The 20,773-nt window shown below is 73.6% G+C and carries 19 protein-coding genes, 1 pseudogene and 1 riboswitch; of the genes and pseudogenes, 9 read left to right on the forward strand and 11 right to left on the reverse strand.

Going from position 1 to position 20,773, the window contains the following annotated elements; all coding sequences use genetic code 11:
- Positions 1-2 precede the first annotated feature (2 nt).
- The 3 genes from amrb99_RS37975 to amrb99_RS37985 are packed head-to-tail and all read right to left on the reverse strand — an operon-like array spanning position 3 to position 3,288.
- Complete coding sequence (locus amrb99_RS37975; protein WP_347257024.1) at positions 3-1,556, reverse strand: AAA family ATPase; 1,554 nt, start codon at positions 1,554-1,556, stop codon at positions 3-5.
- Positions 1,557-1,564: 8 nt separating this feature from the next.
- Positions 1,565-2,281 (reverse strand): Flp pilus assembly protein CpaB, encoded by a 717-nt coding sequence (gene cpaB / locus amrb99_RS37980; RefSeq protein ID WP_190865573.1) that lies wholly within the window; start codon positions 2,279-2,281, stop codon positions 1,565-1,567.
- A 53-nt stretch (positions 2,282-2,334) separates the two neighbouring features.
- A complete protein-coding gene (locus tag amrb99_RS37985) occupies positions 2,335-3,288 on the reverse strand; it encodes a hypothetical protein (RefSeq protein ID WP_190865575.1) in 954 nt (317 codons plus the stop codon).
- A gap of 543 nt (positions 3,289-3,831) precedes the next feature.
- Here amrb99_RS37985 and amrb99_RS37990 point away from each other — a divergent pair.
- From amrb99_RS37990 to amrb99_RS38010, 5 genes are all read left to right on the forward strand, one after another.
- Entirely contained in the window at positions 3,832-4,317 is a 486-nt protein-coding gene (locus amrb99_RS37990) for a DUF4282 domain-containing protein (protein WP_190865577.1), read from the forward strand.
- A gap of 11 nt (positions 4,318-4,328) precedes the next feature.
- A complete protein-coding gene (locus amrb99_RS37995; RefSeq protein ID WP_190865579.1) occupies positions 4,329-6,719 on the forward strand; it encodes a protein kinase in 2,391 nt (796 codons plus the stop codon).
- Positions 6,716-7,843 carry a response regulator receiver protein gene (locus amrb99_RS38000; RefSeq protein ID WP_190865581.1) on the forward strand — a complete coding sequence of 376 codons (1,128 nt, stop codon included), beginning with the start codon at positions 6,716-6,718 and terminating at the stop codon, positions 7,841-7,843. The genes amrb99_RS37995 and amrb99_RS38000 overlap by 4 nt, the downstream gene beginning before the upstream one ends.
- A gap of 97 nt (positions 7,844-7,940) precedes the next feature.
- Positions 7,941-9,854, forward strand: coding sequence for an AAA family ATPase (locus tag amrb99_RS38005; RefSeq protein ID WP_190865583.1), 1,914 nt, complete (start codon positions 7,941-7,943; stop codon positions 9,852-9,854).
- On the forward strand, positions 9,851-10,609 hold the full coding sequence (locus amrb99_RS38010; protein ID WP_347257025.1) for a 4Fe-4S single cluster domain-containing protein: 759 nt from the start codon (positions 9,851-9,853) through the stop codon (positions 10,607-10,609). Before amrb99_RS38005 ends, amrb99_RS38010 begins: the two co-directional genes overlap by 4 nt.
- On the opposite strand, the gene amrb99_RS38015 is transcribed toward amrb99_RS38010, so the two are convergent.
- Positions 10,513-11,334 (reverse strand): hypothetical protein, encoded by an 822-nt coding sequence (locus amrb99_RS38015; RefSeq protein WP_190865585.1) that lies wholly within the window; start codon positions 11,332-11,334, stop codon positions 10,513-10,515. The two genes, amrb99_RS38010 and amrb99_RS38015, sit on opposite strands and share 97 nt — an antisense overlap.
- Here amrb99_RS38015 and amrb99_RS38020 point away from each other — a divergent pair.
- The gene (locus amrb99_RS38020) at positions 11,308-11,853 is read left to right on the forward strand and encodes an FHA domain-containing protein (RefSeq protein ID WP_190865588.1); all 546 of its coding nucleotides are present in this window, start codon (positions 11,308-11,310) and stop codon (positions 11,851-11,853) included. The genes amrb99_RS38015 and amrb99_RS38020 overlap by 27 nt on opposite strands.
- A gap of 99 nt (positions 11,854-11,952) precedes the next feature.
- On the opposite strand, the gene typA is transcribed toward amrb99_RS38020, so the two are convergent.
- Positions 11,953-13,806, reverse strand: a complete 1,854-nt coding sequence (gene typA, locus amrb99_RS38025; protein WP_190865590.1) for a translational GTPase TypA — start codon at positions 13,804-13,806, stop codon at positions 11,953-11,955.
- A gap of 207 nt (positions 13,807-14,013) precedes the next feature.
- A riboswitch (cyclic di-AMP (ydaO/yuaA leader) is annotated at positions 14,014-14,140 on the forward strand.
- Between the two features lie 6 nt (positions 14,141-14,146).
- Between typA and amrb99_RS38030 the strand changes: the two genes are divergently transcribed.
- Entirely contained in the window at positions 14,147-15,175 is a 1,029-nt protein-coding gene (locus tag amrb99_RS38030) for a C40 family peptidase (protein ID WP_190865592.1), read from the forward strand.
- 12 nt (positions 15,176-15,187) lie between these two features.
- Here amrb99_RS38030 and amrb99_RS38035 read toward each other — a convergent pair whose 3' ends face one another.
- From amrb99_RS38035 to amrb99_RS38045, 3 genes are read right to left on the reverse strand one after another with little or no spacing between them, the layout of a single operon-like run.
- Positions 15,188-15,556 carry a (deoxy)nucleoside triphosphate pyrophosphohydrolase gene (locus tag amrb99_RS38035; protein ID WP_347257026.1) on the reverse strand — a complete coding sequence of 123 codons (369 nt, stop codon included), beginning with the start codon at positions 15,554-15,556 and terminating at the stop codon, positions 15,188-15,190.
- Positions 15,557-15,595: 39 nt separating this feature from the next.
- A complete protein-coding gene (locus amrb99_RS38040; RefSeq protein WP_347257027.1) occupies positions 15,596-16,372 on the reverse strand; it encodes a Mut7-C RNAse domain-containing protein in 777 nt (258 codons plus the stop codon).
- A gap of 40 nt (positions 16,373-16,412) precedes the next feature.
- Positions 16,413-17,699, reverse strand: coding sequence for an amidohydrolase family protein (locus tag amrb99_RS38045; RefSeq protein WP_190865594.1), 1,287 nt, complete (start codon positions 17,697-17,699; stop codon positions 16,413-16,415).
- 60 nt (positions 17,700-17,759) lie between these two features.
- On the opposite strand from amrb99_RS38045, the gene amrb99_RS38050 reads away from it, so the two are divergent.
- Both amrb99_RS38050 and amrb99_RS38055 read left to right on the forward strand, forming a co-directional pair.
- Positions 17,760-18,284 (forward strand): MarR family transcriptional regulator, encoded by a 525-nt coding sequence (locus amrb99_RS38050; RefSeq protein ID WP_190865596.1) that lies wholly within the window; start codon positions 17,760-17,762, stop codon positions 18,282-18,284.
- 106 nt (positions 18,285-18,390) lie between these two features.
- The gene (locus tag amrb99_RS38055) at positions 18,391-18,819 is read left to right on the forward strand and encodes a ribonuclease domain-containing protein (protein ID WP_190865599.1); all 429 of its coding nucleotides are present in this window, start codon (positions 18,391-18,393) and stop codon (positions 18,817-18,819) included.
- A gap of 42 nt (positions 18,820-18,861) precedes the next feature.
- On the opposite strand, the gene amrb99_RS38060 is transcribed toward amrb99_RS38055, so the two are convergent.
- From amrb99_RS38060 to amrb99_RS38070, 3 genes and pseudogenes are all read right to left on the reverse strand, one after another.
- Positions 18,862-19,923, reverse strand: a complete 1,062-nt coding sequence (locus amrb99_RS38060) for a bifunctional lytic transglycosylase/C40 family peptidase (RefSeq protein ID WP_190865601.1) — start codon at positions 19,921-19,923, stop codon at positions 18,862-18,864.
- On the reverse strand, positions 19,920-20,558 hold the full coding sequence (locus amrb99_RS38065; protein WP_190865603.1) for a hypothetical protein: 639 nt from the start codon (positions 20,556-20,558) through the stop codon (positions 19,920-19,922). Before amrb99_RS38065 ends, amrb99_RS38060 begins: the two co-directional genes overlap by 4 nt.
- Positions 20,558-20,773: pseudogene (locus amrb99_RS38070) on the reverse strand (hypothetical protein); the annotation flags it as partial. The gene amrb99_RS38065 and the pseudogene amrb99_RS38070, both read right to left, overlap by 1 nt.

A 20,773-nucleotide genomic window follows, 5' to 3' on the forward strand; every position in this document is an offset into this window, starting at 1 on the left:
CGTCACCCGTCCCCCGCGCCCTCGTCGACGATCCTGGCGCGGGTGGTCAGCCCGAACGTCGACGACCAGCCCGGCAGGACCGCCGGGACGTCCACCGTCACCTTCGCGTACCCGTCCTCGACCCCGAGGTGCAGCACGCCCTCGCCGCCCCACGGGCCCGCCACCCGCGCCACGGCGCGGCGCCGCACCTCCTGCCTCGCCTCCGGCGTGTCGTAGCCGACCACCGCCACCGCCCGCGCCGCCTCGTCCGCCGCGTGGCTCGCGTACATCGAGGTCAGCCCGGTCAGCAGCGCCTGCCAGCACAGCAGCAGCACCAGCCCGACCAGCGGGACGATCGCCGCGAAGTCCACCGACGCCGCGCCCCGGTCGTGCGTCCCCTCCGGCGCCCCCGGGTCGTCCAGCAGGCCCGTCTCGCGGACCAGCCCGCTGATCGCCTTGCGGAAGTCGGAGCTCTTCACCGCCTCCGGCGAGCCGGTGTTCGACGCGTCCTCCAGCGCCCGGTACACCGCCGGGACCGTCGTCCCGAGCAGCCCCACCCCGACGATCTTCGCGGCCAGGTCCGGCTGGATCTCGTTGCGGCGGTCGTGCCGGTTCAGCAGGACCGCGGCGTCCTCCTCCTTGCGGACGCGCAGCCGCCCCCACATCTTCACCAGCCGCTTCGCGCCGCGCAGGGCGGGCAGGTCCGGGGTCGCCGCGATCACCACCCGGTCCGCCAGCTCCACCGCCATCGCGCTCGCCTCCGACAGCTGGGCGCCGCAGTCGACGATCACCACCTGGTAGCGGGCCCGCAGCGCGGCGAGGATCTGCCGCGCCGCGCGGGCCGGGACGTCCTCGGCCCGCTCCCCCTCCGCCGGGGCCGGCAGCAGGTGCAGGCCGAGGCGGTGCACGAACAGCGCCTCGGCGAGCGTCGGGCCGTCCAGGTCGTCGGCCGCCCCGACGAGGTCGGCGATGCTGCGCCGGTGCACGACGTCCAGGTAGCCGGCGGCGTCGCCCTTCTGCAGGTCCAGGTCCACCAGGCACACGCCGCGGCCCGCCGTCGCCGCCGCCACGGCGAGATGCACCGCGATCGTCGTCGCGCCCGTCCCGCCCTTGGCGCCGCACACCGCCAGCACCGTCCCGACGCGGCCGGGCAGCGGGCCGTCCTCGGACGAGTCGAAGTGCCGGCGCATCGTCCGGGCCCACTCCGCCGCCGCCTCCACCCGGCCCTGCAGCTCCGACAGCGTCGGCTCCGTCGAGATCACCCCGCGCGCGCCCGCCGCCATCGCCGCGCCGAACGTCTCCGCCGTCGCCTCCTCCGCGATCAGCACCACCGGCAGGTGCGGATGCCGGACGCCCAGCTCGCGGATCAGGTCGAGCGCCGGCAGCGGCCCGAGCGCCTGGTGCAGCAGCACCACGTCCAGTCCCGGGGCGCCCGCCGCCGCGTCCACCACGTCGCCGGTGCTCGTCTCCACCCCGGCGACCTCCACCGCGCCGAGCTCGCGGAACTGCGCGTTCAGCAGCGACGCCAGGTCGCGGTCGGCGGTGGCCAGCAGCACCCGGACGGGCCGTCCGGTCACGGGGCCGTTCACCGGGCCGCCGGCATGTCGCAGATCGCGCCGAGCTTGCGCACCGGGTCGCTCGCCGCGTCGGCCTGGTCGCCGCCGATCAGCGCGAGCCGGACATGGCTCGCGAACGCCTCCGCGTAGGTCAGCTTCACGCTGTCGTCGGCCGCCAGCGCGAACGTGATCGGCACGACCGTGTTCACGTCCTGCGCGTTGGACCCCGAATGCTGCCGGGTCGTCCGGCCGACCTGGATCACCTGCGCGCGCCGGATGATCCGGGACGCGCAGGACCGCTGGTCGCGCTGCGACTGCTGCTGGAACGTCGCATAGATGTCGACGACCATGCCGGGCTTGACCTTGCCCGCCACGCCCGTCTCCGCGTCGATCATGATGGCGATCTCGCGCTGGCCGGGCTGCAGCAGCGGCGCGTCGATCAGCATGCCCTGCTGCAGGTAGGCGCCCGCGACCAGCGCGGTCGGCGCGACCTTGCCCGCGACGGACGCCGGATCGGTGAGCATCGTGTCCGGCGACCACTTGGCCGGCATCTCGACGCGCTCGACCATGCCCGGGTCGAGCCGCCCGTACGCGGGGACGGCGACCTTCAACCGCAGCACCTGCCGCTTCTCGCCGACCTCGGCGCGCACCGAGCCGACATAGCCGAGCACCGACACGAACACCGTCACGGCGCCCACCGCCGCGAGGATCATGAGCAGCACGCCGCGGCGCTGTCGGGGGTTCATGTGACTCCGTTCGCATACGACGGGGACGGGGACTCGGGGACGCCGGCCCGGTTTCAGGGAGGCGCGCTGACGAGCCGCGCCGGCGGCGGCTGCGGCTGCTCCGCCGGAAGCGGCCACGCGGGGGACGGTCCTGGGGCGGCGGCGTGCCCGGCCTGCGGCGGCGCCGCAGCGGGCGGCGGCGTCCGGACGGGCTGGACCATCGCGCAGAACGGGCAGACCGGCGAGCCGACCGCCGCACCGCACCACGGGCAGGGCTCGCAGACCGCGTCCCGCAGCATCGCCTGGAGCACGCCGCTATCCCCGCTGAACGCGACGAACTCCACGTACCTCTTCGCGCGCCAGTACTCGGCGCCGAGCGGCTGGTCGGCGACCATCGACACCGACACCGCGCCGAGCGCCCGCCCCAGCCGGTCGCGGACCCAGGCGGCGCTGCCGCCGTGCTCGGCGGCCAGCACGACCACCGGGGGCCGCGGCGCGTCACCGGTCACCGGCGCAGTGTCCGGCCCGGCCCGCAGGACCGACGGATACGGGGCCGCCGTGACCAGGAACTCGCTGCCGGGCAGGTACGAGGCGAGGTGATCGCCGAAGCCCGTCGGCACGTGCTCCAGCCGGGTGACGCTGTTCACCCGCGCCCCGGCGACCAGCAGCCCGGCGAGCCTCGGCGCGACGGTCGCGAGCGTCCCCGGCGCGACGTACGGGGCGAGGAAGGCCAACTGGTCGGCCACCAGCGACAGCGCGAGCGGCGGGAGGTCGAGCGGGACGATCGCCAGGCGGCGCGTCCCCAGCGACGCGCGCGCGAACCGCAGCAGCCGGCCCGCCGCGTCCGGCCGCCACGACGGGTAGAGGGCGAGCACCGCGGGACGCTCGGCCAGCGTGCTCCCGATCCGGGCGGTGAACTCCAGCCCCTCGTCCGACAGCGGCGAGAACCCCGCCCGGAACCGCTCGGCCGCCACGCCGCGGAAGACCCCCAGGCCGGGAACGTCGTCGGGGAGCATCACCAGCGTCACGCGGGGCCCCGAAAGGTCACGTGCCTCACCACACCCTCCACCGGGCCGTCCGGACGGCCCGGTACGGCGCCGCGCCGGATTTCCGGAGTCGCGGGCCACGATAACCATCGAAATACGCCACGATCAAGAATTGAAACGGCCAATCTGACGGACTCGTGAGAAGTTACCCGATATCCGGTTGGACCGATCCCAAGAACGGTGCACCAGCAAGGTGAACTTTTCTTGACCAATTATCGAATGAACGAAAAATCCGCAGGTGAGCGAAGGACTCTAAGCCCCTGGCCCCACGGGGCGGCCGCCGAAAGGGGGTCCTCGGACCCATGTCTCAGAGAATGGACTCGAATACCATGTCCGACTCGCCCGCCGCCCCGTTTCGCGACATTCCCGTCACCACCCGTGCCGGCGGAATCCCGCAGCGTGCCCATCGGCCGCGTCCGGGAGAACCACGGCACGCCCGGTGAGCCGCGCGTCCCGTTCCGTCCGCACGCCCGGATCAGGCTCTAGAGTCTTCCCATAGGCGGCCCCAGACTGGAGACGACGGCGATGACGCACCCATCGGACCCCGGCCAATCACCGCGCCCCCCGGGACCCCCGTCCGGCCCCGGCGGGGGACCGTACGGCCCGCCGCCGCAGCAGCAGCCCGGGCCCGTCCCCGGCCCCCGCCCGCCCGGCACCTACGGCACCGGCCCCTACCAGCAGCCGCAGGGCTGGCAGCCCCCTTCTCGCGGCCCGCAGGAGAAGGGCCTGATCAGCGCGCTGTTCGACACCAATTTCGACCACATGGTCACCACCCGGATGATCAAGATGGTCTACCGGCTGGCACTGGTCCTGATAACGCTGCTGGCGTTGCTGGTCGCGTGGTACGGGGTCGCCTTCCTGGAATGGAACACGACCCTGGGGCTGCTCACCCTCATCGCGACCCCCTTCCTGTGGATCTTCCAGTTGCTGACCACCCGGATGGTCCTGGAGTTCCTGATCAACCAGTTCAAGATCAGTGAGTACCTGCGGGCCATCAAGGACAAGGACTAGACGGGGCTGCGGTGGGCGAGTTCGACGCGACCGGGTCCGGCGAGGCCGGATCCGGCGGGAGCGGGCCGCGGGACACGCGGCGGGACGCCGGGGCGACCCGGCGGGACGAGCGGGTGCCCGCGCCGCGCACGCCGCCGGCGTCCGGACCCGGGGCGACGCGGCGGGACGGGCAGGCGGCCGGCGATCCGCTGATGCGCCTGCCGGCGGCGCTGGCGGAGCGGTACGAGGCGGTCGCCGAGCTGCCGGTGCAGGGCGCGGAGTCGGACCTGCTGCTGGTGCGGGACGAGCGGGGCGACCGGTTCGTGGCGAAGGTGTTCCGCCGCGGGTACCACGCCGACCGGGACGTGTGGGCGAAGCTGCCGTCGCTGGACTCGCCGCACGTGCTGCGCATCGTCGAGACGGGCCACGCGGACGGCCGTGACTACGAGGTCACCGCGTACGCGCCGGACGGCAACCTGCGCAACCTGATCGACGGCCCCCTGCCGGAGGGGACCGTCAGGGAGATCGCGGCGCAGCTGGCGGACGGCCTGGCGGCGCTGCACCGCGCGGGCATCGTCCACCGCGACCTGAAGCCGGAGAACGTGCTGGTCCTGGAGGCGGAGCCGCTGCGGCTGGCGATCGCCGACTTCGGGCTGAGCAAGGTGCTCGACGAGAGCGTGGTGTTCGCGTCGTCGTCGCGGACGCTGGCGTACGCGGCGCCGGAGTCGCTGTCGGGGCAGGTGTCCCCGGCCCGGGACTGGTGGTCGCTCGGGATGATCGTGCGGGAGTGCGCGACGGGCCGGGCGCCGTTCCGCGGGATGAGCGAGACCGTGGTGGTCGATCATCTGGCGACGCGTCCGGTGAGCGCGGACGACGTGCCGGACGCGCGGCTGCGGCTGCTCTGCCAGGGACTGCTGACGCGCGATCCGCGGCACAGGTGGACCGGCGAGCAGGTCGCCGAGTGGCTGGACGGCGCGTCGCCGCACGTCGTGGAGGAGGCCGCGCAGCCGGGCGTCGGGCTGCCGTTCCTCGGCGCCCGCTATGCGAGGCGCGAGGATCTGGCGCGCGCGCTGGTGGAGAACTGGGACGACGCCGCGCAGTACTTCTTCGGGCGCGGGGAGTCCGGCGAGGCGTGGCGGAGCCTGCGGGAGTGGCTCACGGGCGTGCCGGACGACAGCCGCATCGCGCTGGTGGACGGCCCGCTCACGTCGGCGCTGCCGCCGGACGTGAAGCTGCTGCATCTGGTCCTGTGGCTGAATCCGGCGCTGCCGCCCCACTACCTCGGGCGCAGGACGTCCGCCGAGGACCTGCCCGCGCTCGCCGCCCTCGCGGACGATCCCCGGCACCCCGACCATCGCCTCGCGTGCCGGATGGGGCGGGACCTGTGGGAGCACGGCCTGCTGCGCGTCCTGGCGGGTTTCGCGGGCGCCGGGGAGCTGGCCGGGATCGACGGCCAGTGGCGCGCGCACGTCGCGGCATGGAACGACCTCGCGCGCTGGCTGCGCGCCCAGGACGCGACGCCGGCCGGGCTGGCGGCGCGGCTGCCGGACGCGGAGACGGGGAACCCGCCGGCGGTCCTGCTGGCGCTGCTCGCGCTGGCGGCCCGGCCCGCGGAGGCGCACCGGTCGCTGGCCCAGGGCGCGGCGCGGGCCCGGGCGGCCGTCCCGGAGCCGGTGCCGTGGTTCGCGTGGATGGCGGACGGGGCGGGCGACGATCCGCTGCGGCTGCTCGCGGTCGCGCGCGCGCTGCCGGAGGCCGTCGTGGAGGCGGAGGCGCGGGCGCGCGAGCGGCACGCGGCGGCGCGTCGTTCGGAGGAACTGCGGGCGCAGTGGGCGGACCGGGAGCGGCAGCGCCTCGCCGGGCGCGGCGCGGCGGTGACGCGGGCGGTCGTGTGGTCGCTGCCGATCCTGGCGATCTGGCTGGCGGGCAGCTGGGTCGTCGGCAGCCTGTTCGGCGCCGGGAAGCACGACGACGGGACGACCTCGGTGGGGCTGCACGCGTCGTCGGGCGGCGGCGTGCCGTTCGCGGCGCTCGCCGTCCTGGCGGTCATCGCGTGGGGCGTGCAGTGCGGCGCCGAGGTGCTGCTGGCGCGCGCGCAGGGCGGCGACTATCTCCCGTACGGGCCGTGGTCGCTGATATCGAAGGTGCTCGGCGCGGGCGGCCGGGGACTGTCGCGGGCGTCGCGCACGATGTCGGGCGCCGCGCGCCGCAATGACCGGCGGGGCTGCGGGTTCCTGCTCCTCGCCGGTACGGTGCCGCTGCTGATCCTGCTGCTGCTGGCGGCGGCGCTGACGTCCATCGCGAGCGTGCTGTGGGTGCTGGTGATGGTCGCCGGAGCCGTCGCGCACGCGGTGGCGGCCGGTGTCCGGATGCACCGCTGGCAGCAGGCCCGCACGAGCCACCCCGGAGGGACCCCCACATGAGCAGCGGCGTCGAGGCCGACATCGTGCTGGACGCGGCGGTCGTGCTGACCCTGGGCATGAACCGGGTGCTCGGCCGCGGCGGCGACGCGGCGGGTCGCGGCGCGCAGGCGCTGGCCGCGCTCGCCGCGGGACGGGCCGAGGCGCGGGAGGCGGCGCTCGCCGAGGTCCGGACCCACGAGCGGGCGCTGCGGGAGGTCGTCGAGCGCAACGCGCGCATCGCGGCGCTCGCCGAGACCCGCGCCAAGCTCGGCGCGGACGTGGCGCTGCCGCCGCCGCTGCGGCCCGGCGAGGAGTCCGCGCAGGAGCTGACCGCCTGGTGCGCCGCGACGGACCGGCTCCTGGACGAGGCCGAGCGCCGCCTGTCGGAGCATCTCGCCGCGCAGGTCACCGCGCAGGTCTTCACCGCACCCGCCGAGGGCCTCCGCGCCGACACCGGCCGGACCCCGCCGCCCCGTCGCGGCGGCGACGACGCCCAGCGGACCCTCGAACGGATCATGGCGCGGCTGCTGCCCGACGCCGCCGAGGACGAGCGCCGCGCGGTCGCCGAGGCGGCCCGCCTCCTCGCCGCCGTCGGCACCGCCGAGGAGGCCGAGAGCGTCCTGCACGAGGTCCGGCTGCGGATCCGCGAGGCCAACCGGCGCACCGAGGACGCGCGCGAACTGGCGCGGCGCCGCGCCGCCGAGCGGGAGGCCGCCGAGCAGGCCGAGGCGGAGCGCCGGTATGTGCTCGACTCGATCACCGCCGCGTTCGAGGACATGGGCTACGAGGTCCAGCCGGGTTTCGAGACGCTGACCGCCGGGGACGGCTCGGTGGTGCTGACCAAGGGCGCCTGGCCCGACCACAGCGTGCGGATGCGGGTCGACGGCGCCGCGCGCGTCGAGGCGGCGATGGTCCGGGAGCGGCCCGCCGAGAGCGAGGACGACCGGCGCGTCGACGTCGAGCGGGAGCGCGAGTGGTGCGCGGCGTTCGAGGCGGCGCGGGCGCGGCTGGCGGACGGCGGGATCCGCTCCGAGGTGTCCTGGCGGGTGGATCCCGGGGTGCGGGAACTGCCGGTCGGCGGCGCGTCACGGCAGACTGGTGGGCGTTCGGGGCAACGCGAACGCCGCCGGGAGCGTCCCACGTGACGTGCCGTCTCCCGTCGGCGGCGCGTGATCGGAGAATGGGGGCCGCGGGGCGCGGGAGGCCGGCGCCCCTCGGGACATGCGGAGTGGAGCGAGCCAGATGAGCATTGATTCGCCGACCCTGGGCGGCCGGCTGCAGGGCTGGCCGCCGTTCATCCGCGAACTCGACGCGACGCTGTCGGTGCACTCCCAGTACGTCCTGTCGGGGAACCTGTACGACAGCTTCCTGGCGCCGCCGGCCGAGGGCGGCGGCCCCGCGCGGCTGCTGCCGCTGCGGTCCCTGCTGTGGGAGACGCTGCGCGCCAGCGGCGCGTCGTTCATGGTGGTGTACGACCCGGTGGACGGCCTGGAGATCGTCCCGCCGCCGGGCGACGAGGCCGGCGACGAGGCGGAGCGCGCCGCCGAGCGGGTGCTCGGCAAGATCAAGGACGAGCGGCCGTCGCTGGAGGCGCTGACCCGGCACCTGGCGGCGGTGGCGCGGCCGCAGGAGAACGTGCGCGCCGCGTTCGTCATCGACTCGGCGTCCCGGATCGCCCGCACCCCGACCGAGATGGAGCCGGCCGAGCGGGACTTCTTCCGGTTCTGCGCGAAGCTGTCGCGGACGGCCCGGCCCGTCCGGGGGAACGGGGCGCGGCCGAAGCCGCTGTACAACCCGGTGGTGTGGCTGGTGGAGCGGCCGGGCGACCTGCCGTCCTGGCTGACCGCCGACAACGACACGATCCGCGAGATCACGATCCCGCGGCCGCACCTCGGCGACCGGCAGGAGACGGCGCGGCTGCTGGCCCGCGCGTTCGGGGTGAGCGACGTCGGCGCGGACGAGGCCGCCGCGGCGGCGTGCGACTCGTTCGCCGAGCAGGCCGACGGGCTCACCCTCCAGTCGATGATCGAGGTGACGCGGCTGGCGAAGGAGCGCAACGTCGACCTGGCGGACCTGCCCGACGCGGTCCGCACGTACAAGCTCGGCGTCCTCGACAACCCGTGGAGCCGCGGGCACCTGCGGCGCCGGGTGCTGGAGGGCGAGAAGCGCGTCCCGGAGCGGGTGATCGGGCAGCCGCAGGCCGTCACCAAGACCCTCGACATCCTCAAGCGGGCGGTGCTGGGCCTGTCGGGCGCGCAGGCGACCCGGTCCGGCAGCCGGCCGCGCGGCGTGCTGTTCTTCGCCGGGCCGACCGGCACCGGCAAGACCGAGCTGGCCAAGGCGATCACCGAGCTGGTGTTCGGCGACGAGTCGGCCTACCTGCGCTTCGACATGAGCGAGTTCTCCGCCGAGGGCTCCGGGGACCGGCTGATCGGGGCTCCGCCCGGGTACGTCGGGCACGAGGCGGGCGGCGAGCTGACCAACGCCGTCCGGGAGGACCCGTTCCGGGTGATCCTGTTCGACGAGATCGAGAAGGCGCATCCGCGGATCCTGGACAAGTTCCTGCAGATCCTGGAGGACGGGCGGCTCACCGACGGGCGCGGCAACACCGTGCACTTCTCCGAGTCGATCCTGATCTTCACCTCGAACCTCGGGATGTTCGTGCCGGGCCGCGAGCCGGGCATGCTGGAGGCCGTCCCGGCGCTCGCGGGTGACCGGGTGCGCAACATCACACCCGGGATGTCCTACTTCGAGGTGGAGCAGCGGATCAAGGACGCGGTCGCCGCGCACTTCACCGAGGTGCTGAACCGGCCGGAGCTGCTCAACCGGTTCGGCGACAACATCGTGGTGTTCGACTTCATCTCCGGCGACGCCGCGCACAAGATCTTCGACCTGCAGTTCGCGAACATCTGCAAGCGGGTCGCCGACGAGCACCGGCTCATGCTGACGGTGCGGGACGACGCGCTGCAGACGCTCCGCGATTGGTGCACCGACGAGCTCGACAAGGGCGGCCGGGGCATCGGCATGGCGCTGGAGTCGCACTTCGTCAACCCGCTGGCGCGCGCGCTGTTCGACCGCGAGCTGGGCTCCGACGAGCGGATCACCGTGTACGGGATCCGGCGCGAGGGCGGCATCGTCCACCTGGACATCCAGTGACCGCCGGACCCCCCGTCCCCTCCCCCGGCGAGCCCCCGGACGAGGCTCCCGCGCTGCTGCTCGCCAAGGCGCACTATCCGGTGACCACACTCGGCCCCGGCACGCGCGCGGGCATCTGGACGCAGGGCTGCACGCTGCACTGCCACGGCTGCCTGTCCCGCGACACCTGGGAGGCGGACCCGGCCAAGGCCGTGCCGGTCGAGGCCGTTCTCGGCTGGCTGGAGTCCCTTCCGGGCCCGCTGGACGGGATCACGATCTCCGGCGGGGAGCCGTTCCAGCAGCCCGAGGCGCTCGCCGCCCTGCTGCGCGGGATCCGCGCGTGGCGTGCCGCGCGGCGTGAGACGATGCCATTGGACATATTGGTGTACAGCGGATATGTCTACTCTCGGCTTTCGCGGGTCAGGGGGTCGCGCGAGATCCTCGACCTGTGCGATGCCGTGATGGCGGGGCCGTACGTCGACCGGCTCAACCCGAGGGGGCGACACCCGGAAGGTGGCTCTCTACTCTGGAGGGGGTCGGCGAACCAGCGCGCCGTCCCGCTCACCCCGCTGGGGGAGGAGCGGTACGGGGCATCGGCCGGCATCGGTAAGACTAGGGAACACGCAGGGCCCCGAGTGCAGGTGTCCGTGGACGAAGGGCCGGAGGGAAGGCGGGTGTACTACATCGGGATCCCGCGAAGGGGTGACATGGAGCACCTCACGTCGAGGCTCGAACGCGCCGGCGTGCGCTCGGGGGATGTGTCATGGCGACCTTGAACTGTCCTGTCTGTGACGAGCCGTACCAGCAGGGCGATCTGCTCTGCCTGAGCTGCGGGGCCAACCTGGCACGCCCGGGGGGCGGCCACCGGGCCGGTCCGGGCGGGTACGACCAGGGCCCGCCGCAGCACGGCGCTCCACAGCACGGCGCCCCCCAGCACGGTGCCCCACAGCACGGCGGCCCGCCCCAGCACGGTGCTCCGCAGCACGGCGCTCCCCAGCACGGCGCTCCCCAGCACGGCGGCTTCCCGCCGCAGCAAGGCCAGCCGTACCAGCAGCCGCCCCAGCACGACTACCAGCAGCCTCCGCAGCACGGCGCTCCCCAACACGGTGCTCCGCAGCACGGCGTCCCTCAGCAGGGCGGGCTCCCGCCCCAGCACGGCCAGCCGTCGCAGGACCAGTGGGGGCCGCCCCCGCAGCAGCAGCCGGACCAGTGGGGGCCACCGCCGCAGCAGCAGCCGGACCAGTGGGGCCCGCCGCCGCAGCAGCCGCAGCACGGCCAGCCGCAGCATGGGGCTCCGCAGCAGGGGCAGCAGCCGGCGGACCCGTGGGCCATGCCGCCGCAGCAGCAACAGCAGCAGCAGCCGGACCAGTGGGGTGCGCCTCCGCAGCAGCACCAGCCGCCGCCCGACCAGTACCGGCAGCCGGAACCGCAGTACCAGCCCGAGCAGCCGTACCAGCAGCAGCCGGACCAGTACATGCCGCAGCCCGGCCCGGCGGACCACCAGTACGGCCCGCCGCCGCAGCAGCAGCCGCCGATCCCGCCGCCGCACGGCCGCGAGGCGACCCTGCTGCCGCCCGACCAGCAGCGGGGCCACCAGCACCCGCAGCAGCCCGACAGCACGGCGTTCATGTGCCCGTACTGCGAGGCCGTGCTGACCAACCCGGGCGCCGCGCAGTGCAACTCGTGCGGCCGGCCGCTGCCCCAGAAGGGCACGCCCATCCTGCGGGTCCAGTTCCCGACCGGCGAGCTGAAGGTCTCCGTCGGCCAGCACCTGGTGCTCGGCCGGGACGCCGGCCAGTCGCCCGTGGCCGCCACGTTCACCCAGTACGACAACGTGTCGCGGCGGCACTCGACGGTCTGGCTCGACCCGTCCGGGACGGCCTGGGTCCGCGACGAGGGCTCCACCAACGGGACGTTCGTCAACGGCGAGCGGCTCCCCCGCGGCGTGGAGGCCCCGCTGCGCGACGGCGACCAGCTCCGCCTGGCCGCCGACGTGACCGGCACGGTCCAGCTCGCCTAGCACGACCGGCCGGCACGACCGACAACGAAACGGCCCCGCGGGTTCCTCGGAACCCGCGGGGCCGTTTCCTTTCGTCGTCCTGTGCGCCTCGTCCCGGCGTCAGCCGGCGCGCTTGGTGCGGGCGCGCATCCGCTCGCGCTCCTTGGCGTCCAGCACCACCTTGCGGATGCGGACGTTCGCCGGGGTCACCTCGACGCACTCGTCCTCGCGGCAGAACTCGAGGGCCTCCTCCAGCGACAGGACCCGCGGCGGGGTGAGCCGCTCCAGCTCGTCACCGGTGGAGGAGCGCATGTTCGTGAGCTTCTTCTCCTTGGTGATGTTGACGTCCATGTCGTCGGAGCGGGAGTTCTCCCCGACGATCATGCCCTCGTACACCTCGGTGGTCGGCCCCACGAAGAACGTGCCGCGCTCCTGCAGGTTCGTGATCGCGTACGCGGTGGCGGCGCCGGAGCGGTCGGCGACCAGCGAGCCGGACGGCCGGGTGCGCAGCTCGCCGAACCAGGGCTCGTAGCCCTCGAACACGTGGTGCGCCATGCCGGTGCCGCGGGTCTCGGTCATGAACTCGGTGCGGAACCCGATCAGGCCGCGCGCCGGGACCAGGAACTCCATCCGGATCCAGCCGGTGCCGTGGTTGGTCATGTGCTCCATGCGGCCCTTGCGGACCGCCATCAGCTGCGTGACCGCGCCGAGGTGCTCCTCGGGGATGTCGACGGTGAGCCGCTCGACCGGCTCGTGCTTCTTGCCGTCGATCTCCCGCGTGACGACCTGCGGCTTGCCGACGGTCAGCTCGTAGCCCTCCCGGCGCATGTTCTCCACCAGGATCGCGAGGGCCAGCTCGCCGCGGCCCTGCACCTCCCAGGCGTCGGGGCGCTCGGTCGGCAGCACCTTGATCGACACGTTGCCGACCAGTTCGCGGTCGAGCCGGTCCTTGACCATCCGGGCGGTGACCTTCGTGCCCTTCTCGCGGCCCGCCATCGGACCGGTGTTGGTGCCGATCGTCATGGAGATCGCGGGCTCGTCCACCGTGATCAGCGGCAGCGGGCGCGGGTCGTCCGGGTCGGCGATGGTGTCGCCGATCATGATCTCCGGGATGCCGGCGATCGCGATGATGTCGCCCGGCCCCGCCTCGTCGGCGGGCTTGCGGGTCAGCGCCTCGGTCATCAGCAGCTCGGTGATCTTCACCTTCTCGATGCTGCCGTCGTGCCGGCACCACGCGACCTGCTGGCCCTTCTTGATCGTCCCCGCGTGCACGCGGCACAGCGCGATCCGGCCCAGGTAGCTGGAGGCGTCCAGGTTCGTCACGTGCGCCTGCAGCGGCGCGTCCGGGTCGAACGACGGCGCCGGGATCGTCTCGGTGATGACCGTGAAGAGCGGCTCCAGGTCCTCGCTGTCGGGCATGCCGCCGTCGGCGGGCTTGTTCAGCGACGCCCGCCCGGCGCGCCCCGAGGCGTACACGATCGGGAAGTCGATCTGGTCCTCTTCGGCGTCGAGGTCCATGAACAGCTCGTACGTCTCGTCCACGACCTCGTCGATGCGGGCGTCGGGCCGGTCGGTCTTGTTCACGACCAGGATCACCGGCAGCCGCGCCTCGAGCGCCTTGCGCAGCACGAACCGGGTCTGCGGCAGCGGCCCCTCGCTGGCGTCCACCAGCAGGACGACGCCGTCCACCATGGACAGGCCGCGCTCGACCTCGCCGCCGAAGTCGGCGTGGCCGGGCGTGTCGATGATGTTGATGGTCAGGCCGTTGTGCCGGACGGCCGTGTTCTTGGCGAGAATGGTGATGCCCTTCTCGCGCTCAAGATCGTTGGAGTCCATGACGCGGTCGTCGACGTCCTGGTTCTCGCGGAAGGCACCGGACTGCCAGAGCATGGCGTCGACCAGCGTCGTCTTGCCGTGGTCGACATGGGCGACGATCGCGACGTTCCGGAGGTCGTCGCGCGTGGAGATGGGCATGCGGGCTCGCCTTGCGTGAGAGTTCGGGAGTCGCCGCAGACGCGCGGCTGCCAACATTCTACTTGGCGCACGGCGCCGCCTGTTCAGAGCCGCTCGTCCCCTGCCTCACACGGGCCTCGATTGGCCATCTTTGCCCATCCTTTGTAATCTTCCCGAGATCCGGTCGTCCGGAGCCCCACCCCCCGGGGCTGCGACCGGACCGCCGAATCCCCCGCGGCACCCACCCGCGGACGAACCGGGGACCCATCCCCCTGGGGTGAATCGACGCACGTCGTAGGGCGACTCCTGGCCCGAACCCGTCAGCTAACCCGGTAGGCGAGCGAGGAGAGGAGACACCGGCTTGGCACCGGACCCCCGTCCCCGGCGGCGCGTCGCGCCGACCGCCACCGCCGCCGCAGTGCTGGTCATCGGCCTCGGCACCACCGCCCCCGTCGCCGCGCACGCCGCGACCCCCTTCGGCCCCGCCGCCGCACCGCAGGCCACCGGGACGCCCAGCCCCCTTCCCACCACGGAGAAGGGGCTGAAGCAGAGCCTCAAGGAACTGAACGACGAGGCCGAGACGCTCACCGAGCAGTTCAACAAGACCCGCGTCGACCTCGGCCGCGCGGTCAAGGCGGAGAAGTCCGCCACCGCGTACGCGCAGAAGCTGCTGCAGCAGACCGAGCCCGCCCGCCAGCGGCTCGCCCAGCTGGCCGCCGCCAACTACATGAGCGGCGGGCCCGACGCGATCTTCAGCTCCGGCGGCAGCGCCGACAGCCTGTCCGACTCGGCCTACCTCCAGCAGAACCAGGCCACCACCGTCCTCGCCCTGCAGAAGCAGGTCGACCAGGCCGAGGCCGCCCAGCGCGCCGCGCAGCAGCGGACCGAGCAGGTCAAGCAGGCCCAGGCGAAGGTCCAGGCCGCCCGCAAGGCCGCCAAGGCCAAGGTGGACGAGGTCATGAAGCGCCTCGACAAGCTGACCACCACCCACACCACCGACCCGAAGTCCGGCCTCACCGCCACGATCAAGGGTTCGGACCTGCCCGCCAAGATGGCCCGCAAGGCCCTCACCAAGCTCGGCAGCCCGTACGTCTGGGGCGCCGCCGGCCCGAGCTCCTTCGACTGCTCCGGCCTCGTCGTCTGGGCCTACGCCCAGGTCGGCAAGCCGGGCCTGCCGCACTACACCGGCGACCTCTTCCAGCTCGGCACCAAGGTGTCCCGCTCCTCGCTGCGCGCCGGCGACCTGGTGTACTTCGGCAGCAACCTCCACCACATGGGCATCTACGTCGGCGACGGCAAGTTCCTCCAGGCGCCGCAGACCGGCGACGTGGTGAAGATCTCCAAGCTCTCCACCCGCTCCGACTTCGCCGGCGCGAACCGCATCTCCTAGCGGGGCCCCGCCTCAGCGGAGGTCGGGCTCCAGCTCCGTGATGACGGGGCGGTCGCCGGGGAGCCAGGCGACGTCGTACAGGTCGTCGCGGGTGAGCCAGCGCAGGGCCAGGTGTTCGAGGGCCTGCGGCTCGCCTTCGACGATCTCGGCGGTCCAGACGCGCAGGAGCGCGCGCTCGCTGAGCCGCCAGTCGCCGCCGACGCGGCGGAGCGGGCGGATCTTGACGGCGAGCTCCTCGTGGCACTCGCGGACCACGGCGTCCTCGTCGGACTCGCCCGGGTCCACCTTGCCGCCCGGCAGCTCCCAGCCGCCGGCCATGTGCGGCGGCTCGGCGCGCTGGGCGGCGAGCAGCCGCCCGTCGCGGATGATCGCGGCGCCCACGACGACCAGATCGGTGATGGTGACCAGCCCCTTCCGTCCCTACCCGTCTGAGACGGCCGCCCGGGGCCGATCGGTTCCGGCGCGGGCGGTCCCGACCTGACGGGTCGCCTCCTCGACGATCCTCTCAAGGCGGTCGCCGTGCGCGCCGCGCCAGTACACCTGGCCGCAGCCGGCGCACCGGCCGTAGACGTCGTAGCTGCGGCGGGTGCCGGCCTCCAGGTCGCGCTCGATCTCCTCCTTGTCGACGGCGACGAGGACGCCGTTGCAGGCGGTGCAGCGCGTCCAGGGGCTGAGGACGGGCGCGAAGCGGTCCAGGAGGTCGCGGAGCTGGTCGTCGGGCCGGGACCCGCGGACGTAGGCGCCGAACCAGAGCGCCCGGCGCCGCAGCAGGCCCCGGTCCTGGGTGAGCAGGACGCGGCGCTCGGCGTTCGCCTGGACGACCAGGGCCGGGTCGTCCATGTCGTTGTGGTAGGCGGTGTCGAGGCCGAGCAGCCGCATCCGGCGCGCGAGCGTGCCCAGGTGGACGTCGAGGAGGAAGCGCGGCGCGTCCTGGCCGGGGTCCAGCGGGACGGGCTGGGGCCGCGGCACGGGCTCCACGCCCACCTCGTCGCCGGCCGCGGGGCGCGCGGACGGCTCGACGGGCTCGCCGCGGACGGTCATCCGGCCGACCTCGGGGAGCGGCACCCCGAGCGACTCCACGACGTGGCCGAGCGTGGACGTCCCGTCCCACGCCACCCGGCTCACCGGTTCGCGCCGTGCGGCGGGCAGGAACATCAACAGGTCGTCGGCGATGCGGACGCGTATCTCGGACTCCACGCCGCCAGCATGCCACGCGGCGCCGACGATCCCCTCCCGATTATCCGGCGGTGATGCGGGCCGCCGCCGCCCGCAGCGTGTCCAGCAGGGACGGGACGTCGTGGCCCTGGAGGACTCCCCCGCTCTTCAGCACGCGGCCGCCGACGAGGACCGTGTCGACGTGCCGCGTCTCGGCGGACAGGACGACGGCCGCGATCGGGTCGTGCGCCGCCGCCATGCCGAGGGTGTCGGTGCGCAGGACGATCAGGTCGGCCTGCTTGCCGGGGGTGAGGGAGCCGGTGACGCCGGCGAGGCCGGCCGTCTCGGCGCCGCCGAGGGTCGCGGCGCGGAGGGCCTCGGCCGTGGTGAACCAGGTGCCGGCGCCGTCCGGGCGGGCGCGTTCGAGGAAGTACGCCGCGCGCATGACGCCGAACATGTCGCCCGGCCCGCTGGCGACGGTGTCGCAGCCGAGGCCGGTCGGGACGCCCGCGGCGTGCGAGCGGCCGGTGGCCGGGTCGCCGATGCCGAGCGCCGCCTCCACTCCGGGGGTGGCCGAGACGGTGCCGCCGTTGGCGGCGATCCTCTTGAACTCCTCGCCGGTGTAGAAGTTGGCGTGCACGTACATGGCGGGATGGTCGATCAGGCCGTTGTCCTCGAGGAACGCCAGACCGCGGGCCGCGCCGTCGGCGCCGTGGCCGCCCATGTGGACGGTGACGGGCAGGCCGAGGTCGCGGGCCAGCCGCCATTCGGCGAGCGCGCGCTCTTCGCCGGCGATCTCGGGGCCGAGCGCGGCCATCCACATCGAGACGGCTCCGGGCGGCCCGTCGAAGTACTCGCGGCGGACGCGGGCCGTCTCGGCGGCGAGGGCGGCGAGGTCGTCGCCGCCGCCGTAGCAGTAGCCGAACACGGCGCGGATCCCGGACGCGCGGAGCGCGGCGATGTCGGCGTCGGTGTGGTCGGGGCTGAACATGATGTGCGACCAGTCGACGACGGTCGTGATGCCGGAGTCGAGGCACTCCAGGGCGCCGGCGAGGGTCGCGGTGTAGACGTCGTCGGGGCGGTGGCGCGGCGCCAGCTCGCCGAGGACGCGCTGCAGGTAGGCGGGCAGCGTGCTGTCGGGGAGGGTGGCGCGGATCGCGGTCTGCCAGGTGTGCCGGTGGGTGTCGACGAAGCCGGGCATCACGATGCGGCCCGCCGCGTCCATGATCTCGGCGCCGGCGGGCGCTGCCAGGCCGGGGCCGACGGCGGCGATCCGGCCGTCCTCGACGAGGACGTCCGCGCGTCCGAGGACGGTGGGCGCGGGAGCCGTGTCGATGACCGTGCCGTTGCGGAGGAGAAGCGATGTCATGACGTAAAGCTTAGAAAGAAGCTTTTAAGAAAGCAATACGGCGACGGGTATCCTCGGCTTGTGCGCGATGACGACGGCGGCCGCCGTGACGAGGTGGACGAGCTGGCCGGGGCCTGGCGGCGGGACGGCCTCGGCGAGGACGTCATCGCGATGCTGGAGGTCAGCAAGCGCGCGTCGCGGATCGGGGCGCTCGTCCAGCAGGCGCTGCGCGGGGAACTGGCCGAGCTCGGGCTCACCTACGCCGAGTTCGAGGTGCTGACGGTGCTGAACAGGGCCGGAACGCCGTACCGGCTAAGGCCGAGCGAGCTGACCCGGTCGGCGTTCCTCACCTCCGGTGGCACGAGCAACGTGCTGCAGCGGCTACAGAAGGCCGGCTATGTCGAGCGGGAGGCCAACACCGGCGATGCCCGCAGCAGGTTCGTCCAGCTCACACCGGAGGGCCTGCGGGTCACAACGCTGGCATTGGACGCCTCGGCGCGCGCGCACAGGGAGGCCATGGCGGGGGTGCCCGCCGAGGCGGTCCGCGACGCCGCCGACGCGCTGCGCGACATCCTGCTGGTGATCGGCAAGCGGCGGTTCCGGTGACCAACCGCCCGATCCGTGCCGAATCACCGATGACACGGTCGGCAACTTCTCCTGAATTGACGGCATCGCCGGTGACGAGGCGGACGGCCCGGGCGACACTCGCCCCATGACGACCCCCCGCCACCGGTTCCGCCGCGCGCTCCTCCCGGCCGCCCTGCTCATCGCAGGGCTCACCGGCCCCGCGGCGCACGCCGCCACCGCTCCCGCGACCTACACCGCCGCTCCCGCCCCGTCCGCCGCCGCCGTCTCCACCGTCTGCGAGTCGTCGCTGCCGTCGCAGGCCGACGACACGATCGCCCTGATCGACAAGGGCGGCCCGTTCCCGTACCCGCAGGACGGCACCGTCTTCCAGAACCGCGAAGGGCTGCTGCCGCAGGAACCGCAGGGCTACTACCACGAGTACACGGTGAAGACCCCGGGCAGCTCCACGCGCGGCGCCCGCCGCATCATCACGTCCGACGACCTCGGCCACGACGGCATGTACTGGACGCCCGACCACTACAGCACGTTCTACGACATCGACTTCGGCTGCTGATCCCGTACCGCGCGCCCCGGCCGCCGGCCGGGGCGCCCCCGGTCAGCCGCCCGGCTGCTGCGCGGCCAACTGCCCGACCTTGGCCTTGAGCTGCGGGCTGGCCAGCGGACGCGTCACGCCCACCCAGTCCGGCCGCTTGTAGGGCTTCACGCCGATCGCGGGCACGCACGCCGAGCAGCTCGCGACGATCATCTTGCCGTTGCCGATGACCATCCCGACATGGCCGGGATTGTCCGCCGACGTCCCCGGACCCGAGTTGAAGAACACCAGGTCGCCCGGCTGCTCCTTGCCCTTGGCGACCTTCAGCCCGAACGGCCACTGCTCGAACGTGGTCCGCGGGATGCCGAGCCCCGCCGCCCGGTAGGCCGCCTGCACCAGGCTGGAGCAGTCCCACGCGTCCGGGCCGGTCGCGCCGAACACGTACGGCTTCCCGCGCTGCGCCAGCGCGAACGCGATGATCTTCTGAACGAGCCGGCTCGCGTTCGCCGGCAGCTCGTTGTCCTGGCAGTCGACGCCGTTGGACTGCACCACCTTGAAGTCGCCGCCGCCGTACCGCTTCGCCCACGCCAGGACCATGTTCACGTAGTCCCACGAGTGGTTGTACTGGAAGATCGCGGTCTTCATCCGCTGCGGGGCGCCGTTGTGCTTCAGGTAGGCGGCGGCGGTCGGGATCGCGTCGGCCGGGTCGTAGCGGTCCTTCTTGCCGTCCTTGTTCCCGTCCACCGCGAAGGACTTGAACGTCGGGTCCAGGAACTGCATCGGCCCGCCCGCGCCCGCGTAGTTCTCGCCGCTGTGCACGCCCTGCGCGTTGGACGTGCCGTGCCCGGTCTCGACCTCGCCGATGCCCGCCAGCACGTTCCACGGGATGCCGTAGTCCTTGCCGGCCTTCTTGTAGAGGTCGAGGTAGTTCGCCGGAATCGACTTCGCGTCGCCCGCCTCCGCGGGCTGCGCGCCCGCCCCCGAGGTGTCGACGCAGCCGCCGTTCACGCTGCCGCCGAACATGAACTGGCTCGCGCCGAACAGGATCGGCACGAAGATCAGCGCGACGAACAGCGCCGCCGCGGCGGCGAGCGCGCACGCCGCCAGCACGCGTTTCGGGGTCATCCGGTGTCCCCCGCCTGGCCCGCGTCGGCGGGCGCGAACGCGTACACCTTCAGCGAGCCGCCGTCGCGCGACACGGTCACCGCGTACTGCTTGCTGTCGCTGCTCGCCGTCCCGTTCTTGGTGAGCTGCTGCTTCCCGGTCACCAGGAAGATGATCGAGTTGTTCTCGATGGTGCGGACCTGGTCGAGCGAGGCGCCGCCCTGCGCGACGAGCTGCTCCTTGCGGCGCTCGTCCTGGATCCCCGGCGCGGACGCGCCCGCCTCCAGCTGGCCGCGCAGGTCATCGGTGACCATGCCGGACATCCGGCCGATGTAGGCGGTCGGGTCCTCGTCGTAGCGGTACGTCCCGTACGCCGCGACGAACCGCTGCGCGAGGTCGGCGGCCGTCGCGAAGTCCTGCTGCGAGAACGGCAGCAGCCGGTAGATGTCGAAGTTCTTCGGGTCGACGGTGCTGTGGATCCCCGGCGGCGGCGACGCCGGCCCGCTCGGGCCGGCCGTCGCCGTCGCGCTCGGGCGCGCGTCCGCCTTGTCGTGGTCGTGCTCCGGCGCCGCCACCGTCAGGTAGACGCCGATGGCGGCGAGCACCACCACGAGCCCGGCGAACAGGAGCTTGCGCTGGCGGTCGTTCAGGTTCATCACTCGTCCCGGTCGGACTCGCCCGGACCGGGCTCGACCGGACGCAGCCAGAACGGGATCGGCGGCCCCTCCTCGGAGCCGCGCCGGCCCCACAGCGGCGGCGGCGACTGCCGCCCGCCGGGACCGCCGTTCGACGGCGCCGCACCGCCGCCGCCCGCACCGGCACGGGGCCGGGGGACGTTCGACGCCGGCTCGCCGGACCCGCCGGACCCGCG

Origin of the sequence: Actinomadura sp. RB99, from assembly GCF_014706005.1 — a bacterium.
Taxonomy (GTDB): domain Bacteria; phylum Actinomycetota; class Actinomycetes; order Streptosporangiales; family Streptosporangiaceae; genus Spirillospora.

What these genes read in the sequence shown, in the direction of transcription:
- amrb99_RS38060 (WP_190865601.1), bottom strand. Translation starts at nt 19,923, where the DNA reads ATGACCCCGAAACGCGTGCTGGCGGCGTGCGCGCTCGCCGCCGCGGCG.
- amrb99_RS38005 (WP_190865583.1), top strand. Translation starts at nt 7,941, where the DNA reads ATGAGCATTGATTCGCCGACCCTGGGCGGCCGGCTGCAGGGCTGGCCG.
- amrb99_RS38045 (WP_190865594.1), bottom strand. Translation starts at nt 17,699, where the DNA reads ATGACATCGCTTCTCCTCCGCAACGGCACGGTCATCGACACGGCTCCC.
- amrb99_RS38000 (WP_190865581.1), top strand. Translation starts at nt 6,716, where the DNA reads ATGAGCAGCGGCGTCGAGGCCGACATCGTGCTGGACGCGGCGGTCGTG.
- typA (WP_190865590.1), bottom strand. Translation starts at nt 13,806, where the DNA reads ATGCCCATCTCCACGCGCGACGACCTCCGGAACGTCGCGATCGTCGCC.
- amrb99_RS38055 (WP_190865599.1), top strand. Translation starts at nt 18,391, where the DNA reads ATGACGACCCCCCGCCACCGGTTCCGCCGCGCGCTCCTCCCGGCCGCC.
- cpaB (WP_190865573.1), bottom strand. Translation starts at nt 2,281, where the DNA reads ATGAACCCCCGACAGCGCCGCGGCGTGCTGCTCATGATCCTCGCGGCG.
- amrb99_RS37990 (WP_190865577.1), top strand. Translation starts at nt 3,832, where the DNA reads ATGACGCACCCATCGGACCCCGGCCAATCACCGCGCCCCCCGGGACCC.
- amrb99_RS38065 (WP_190865603.1), bottom strand. Translation starts at nt 20,558, where the DNA reads ATGAACCTGAACGACCGCCAGCGCAAGCTCCTGTTCGCCGGGCTCGTG.
- amrb99_RS38020 (WP_190865588.1), top strand. Translation starts at nt 11,308, where the DNA reads ATGCCGCAGCCCGGCCCGGCGGACCACCAGTACGGCCCGCCGCCGCAG.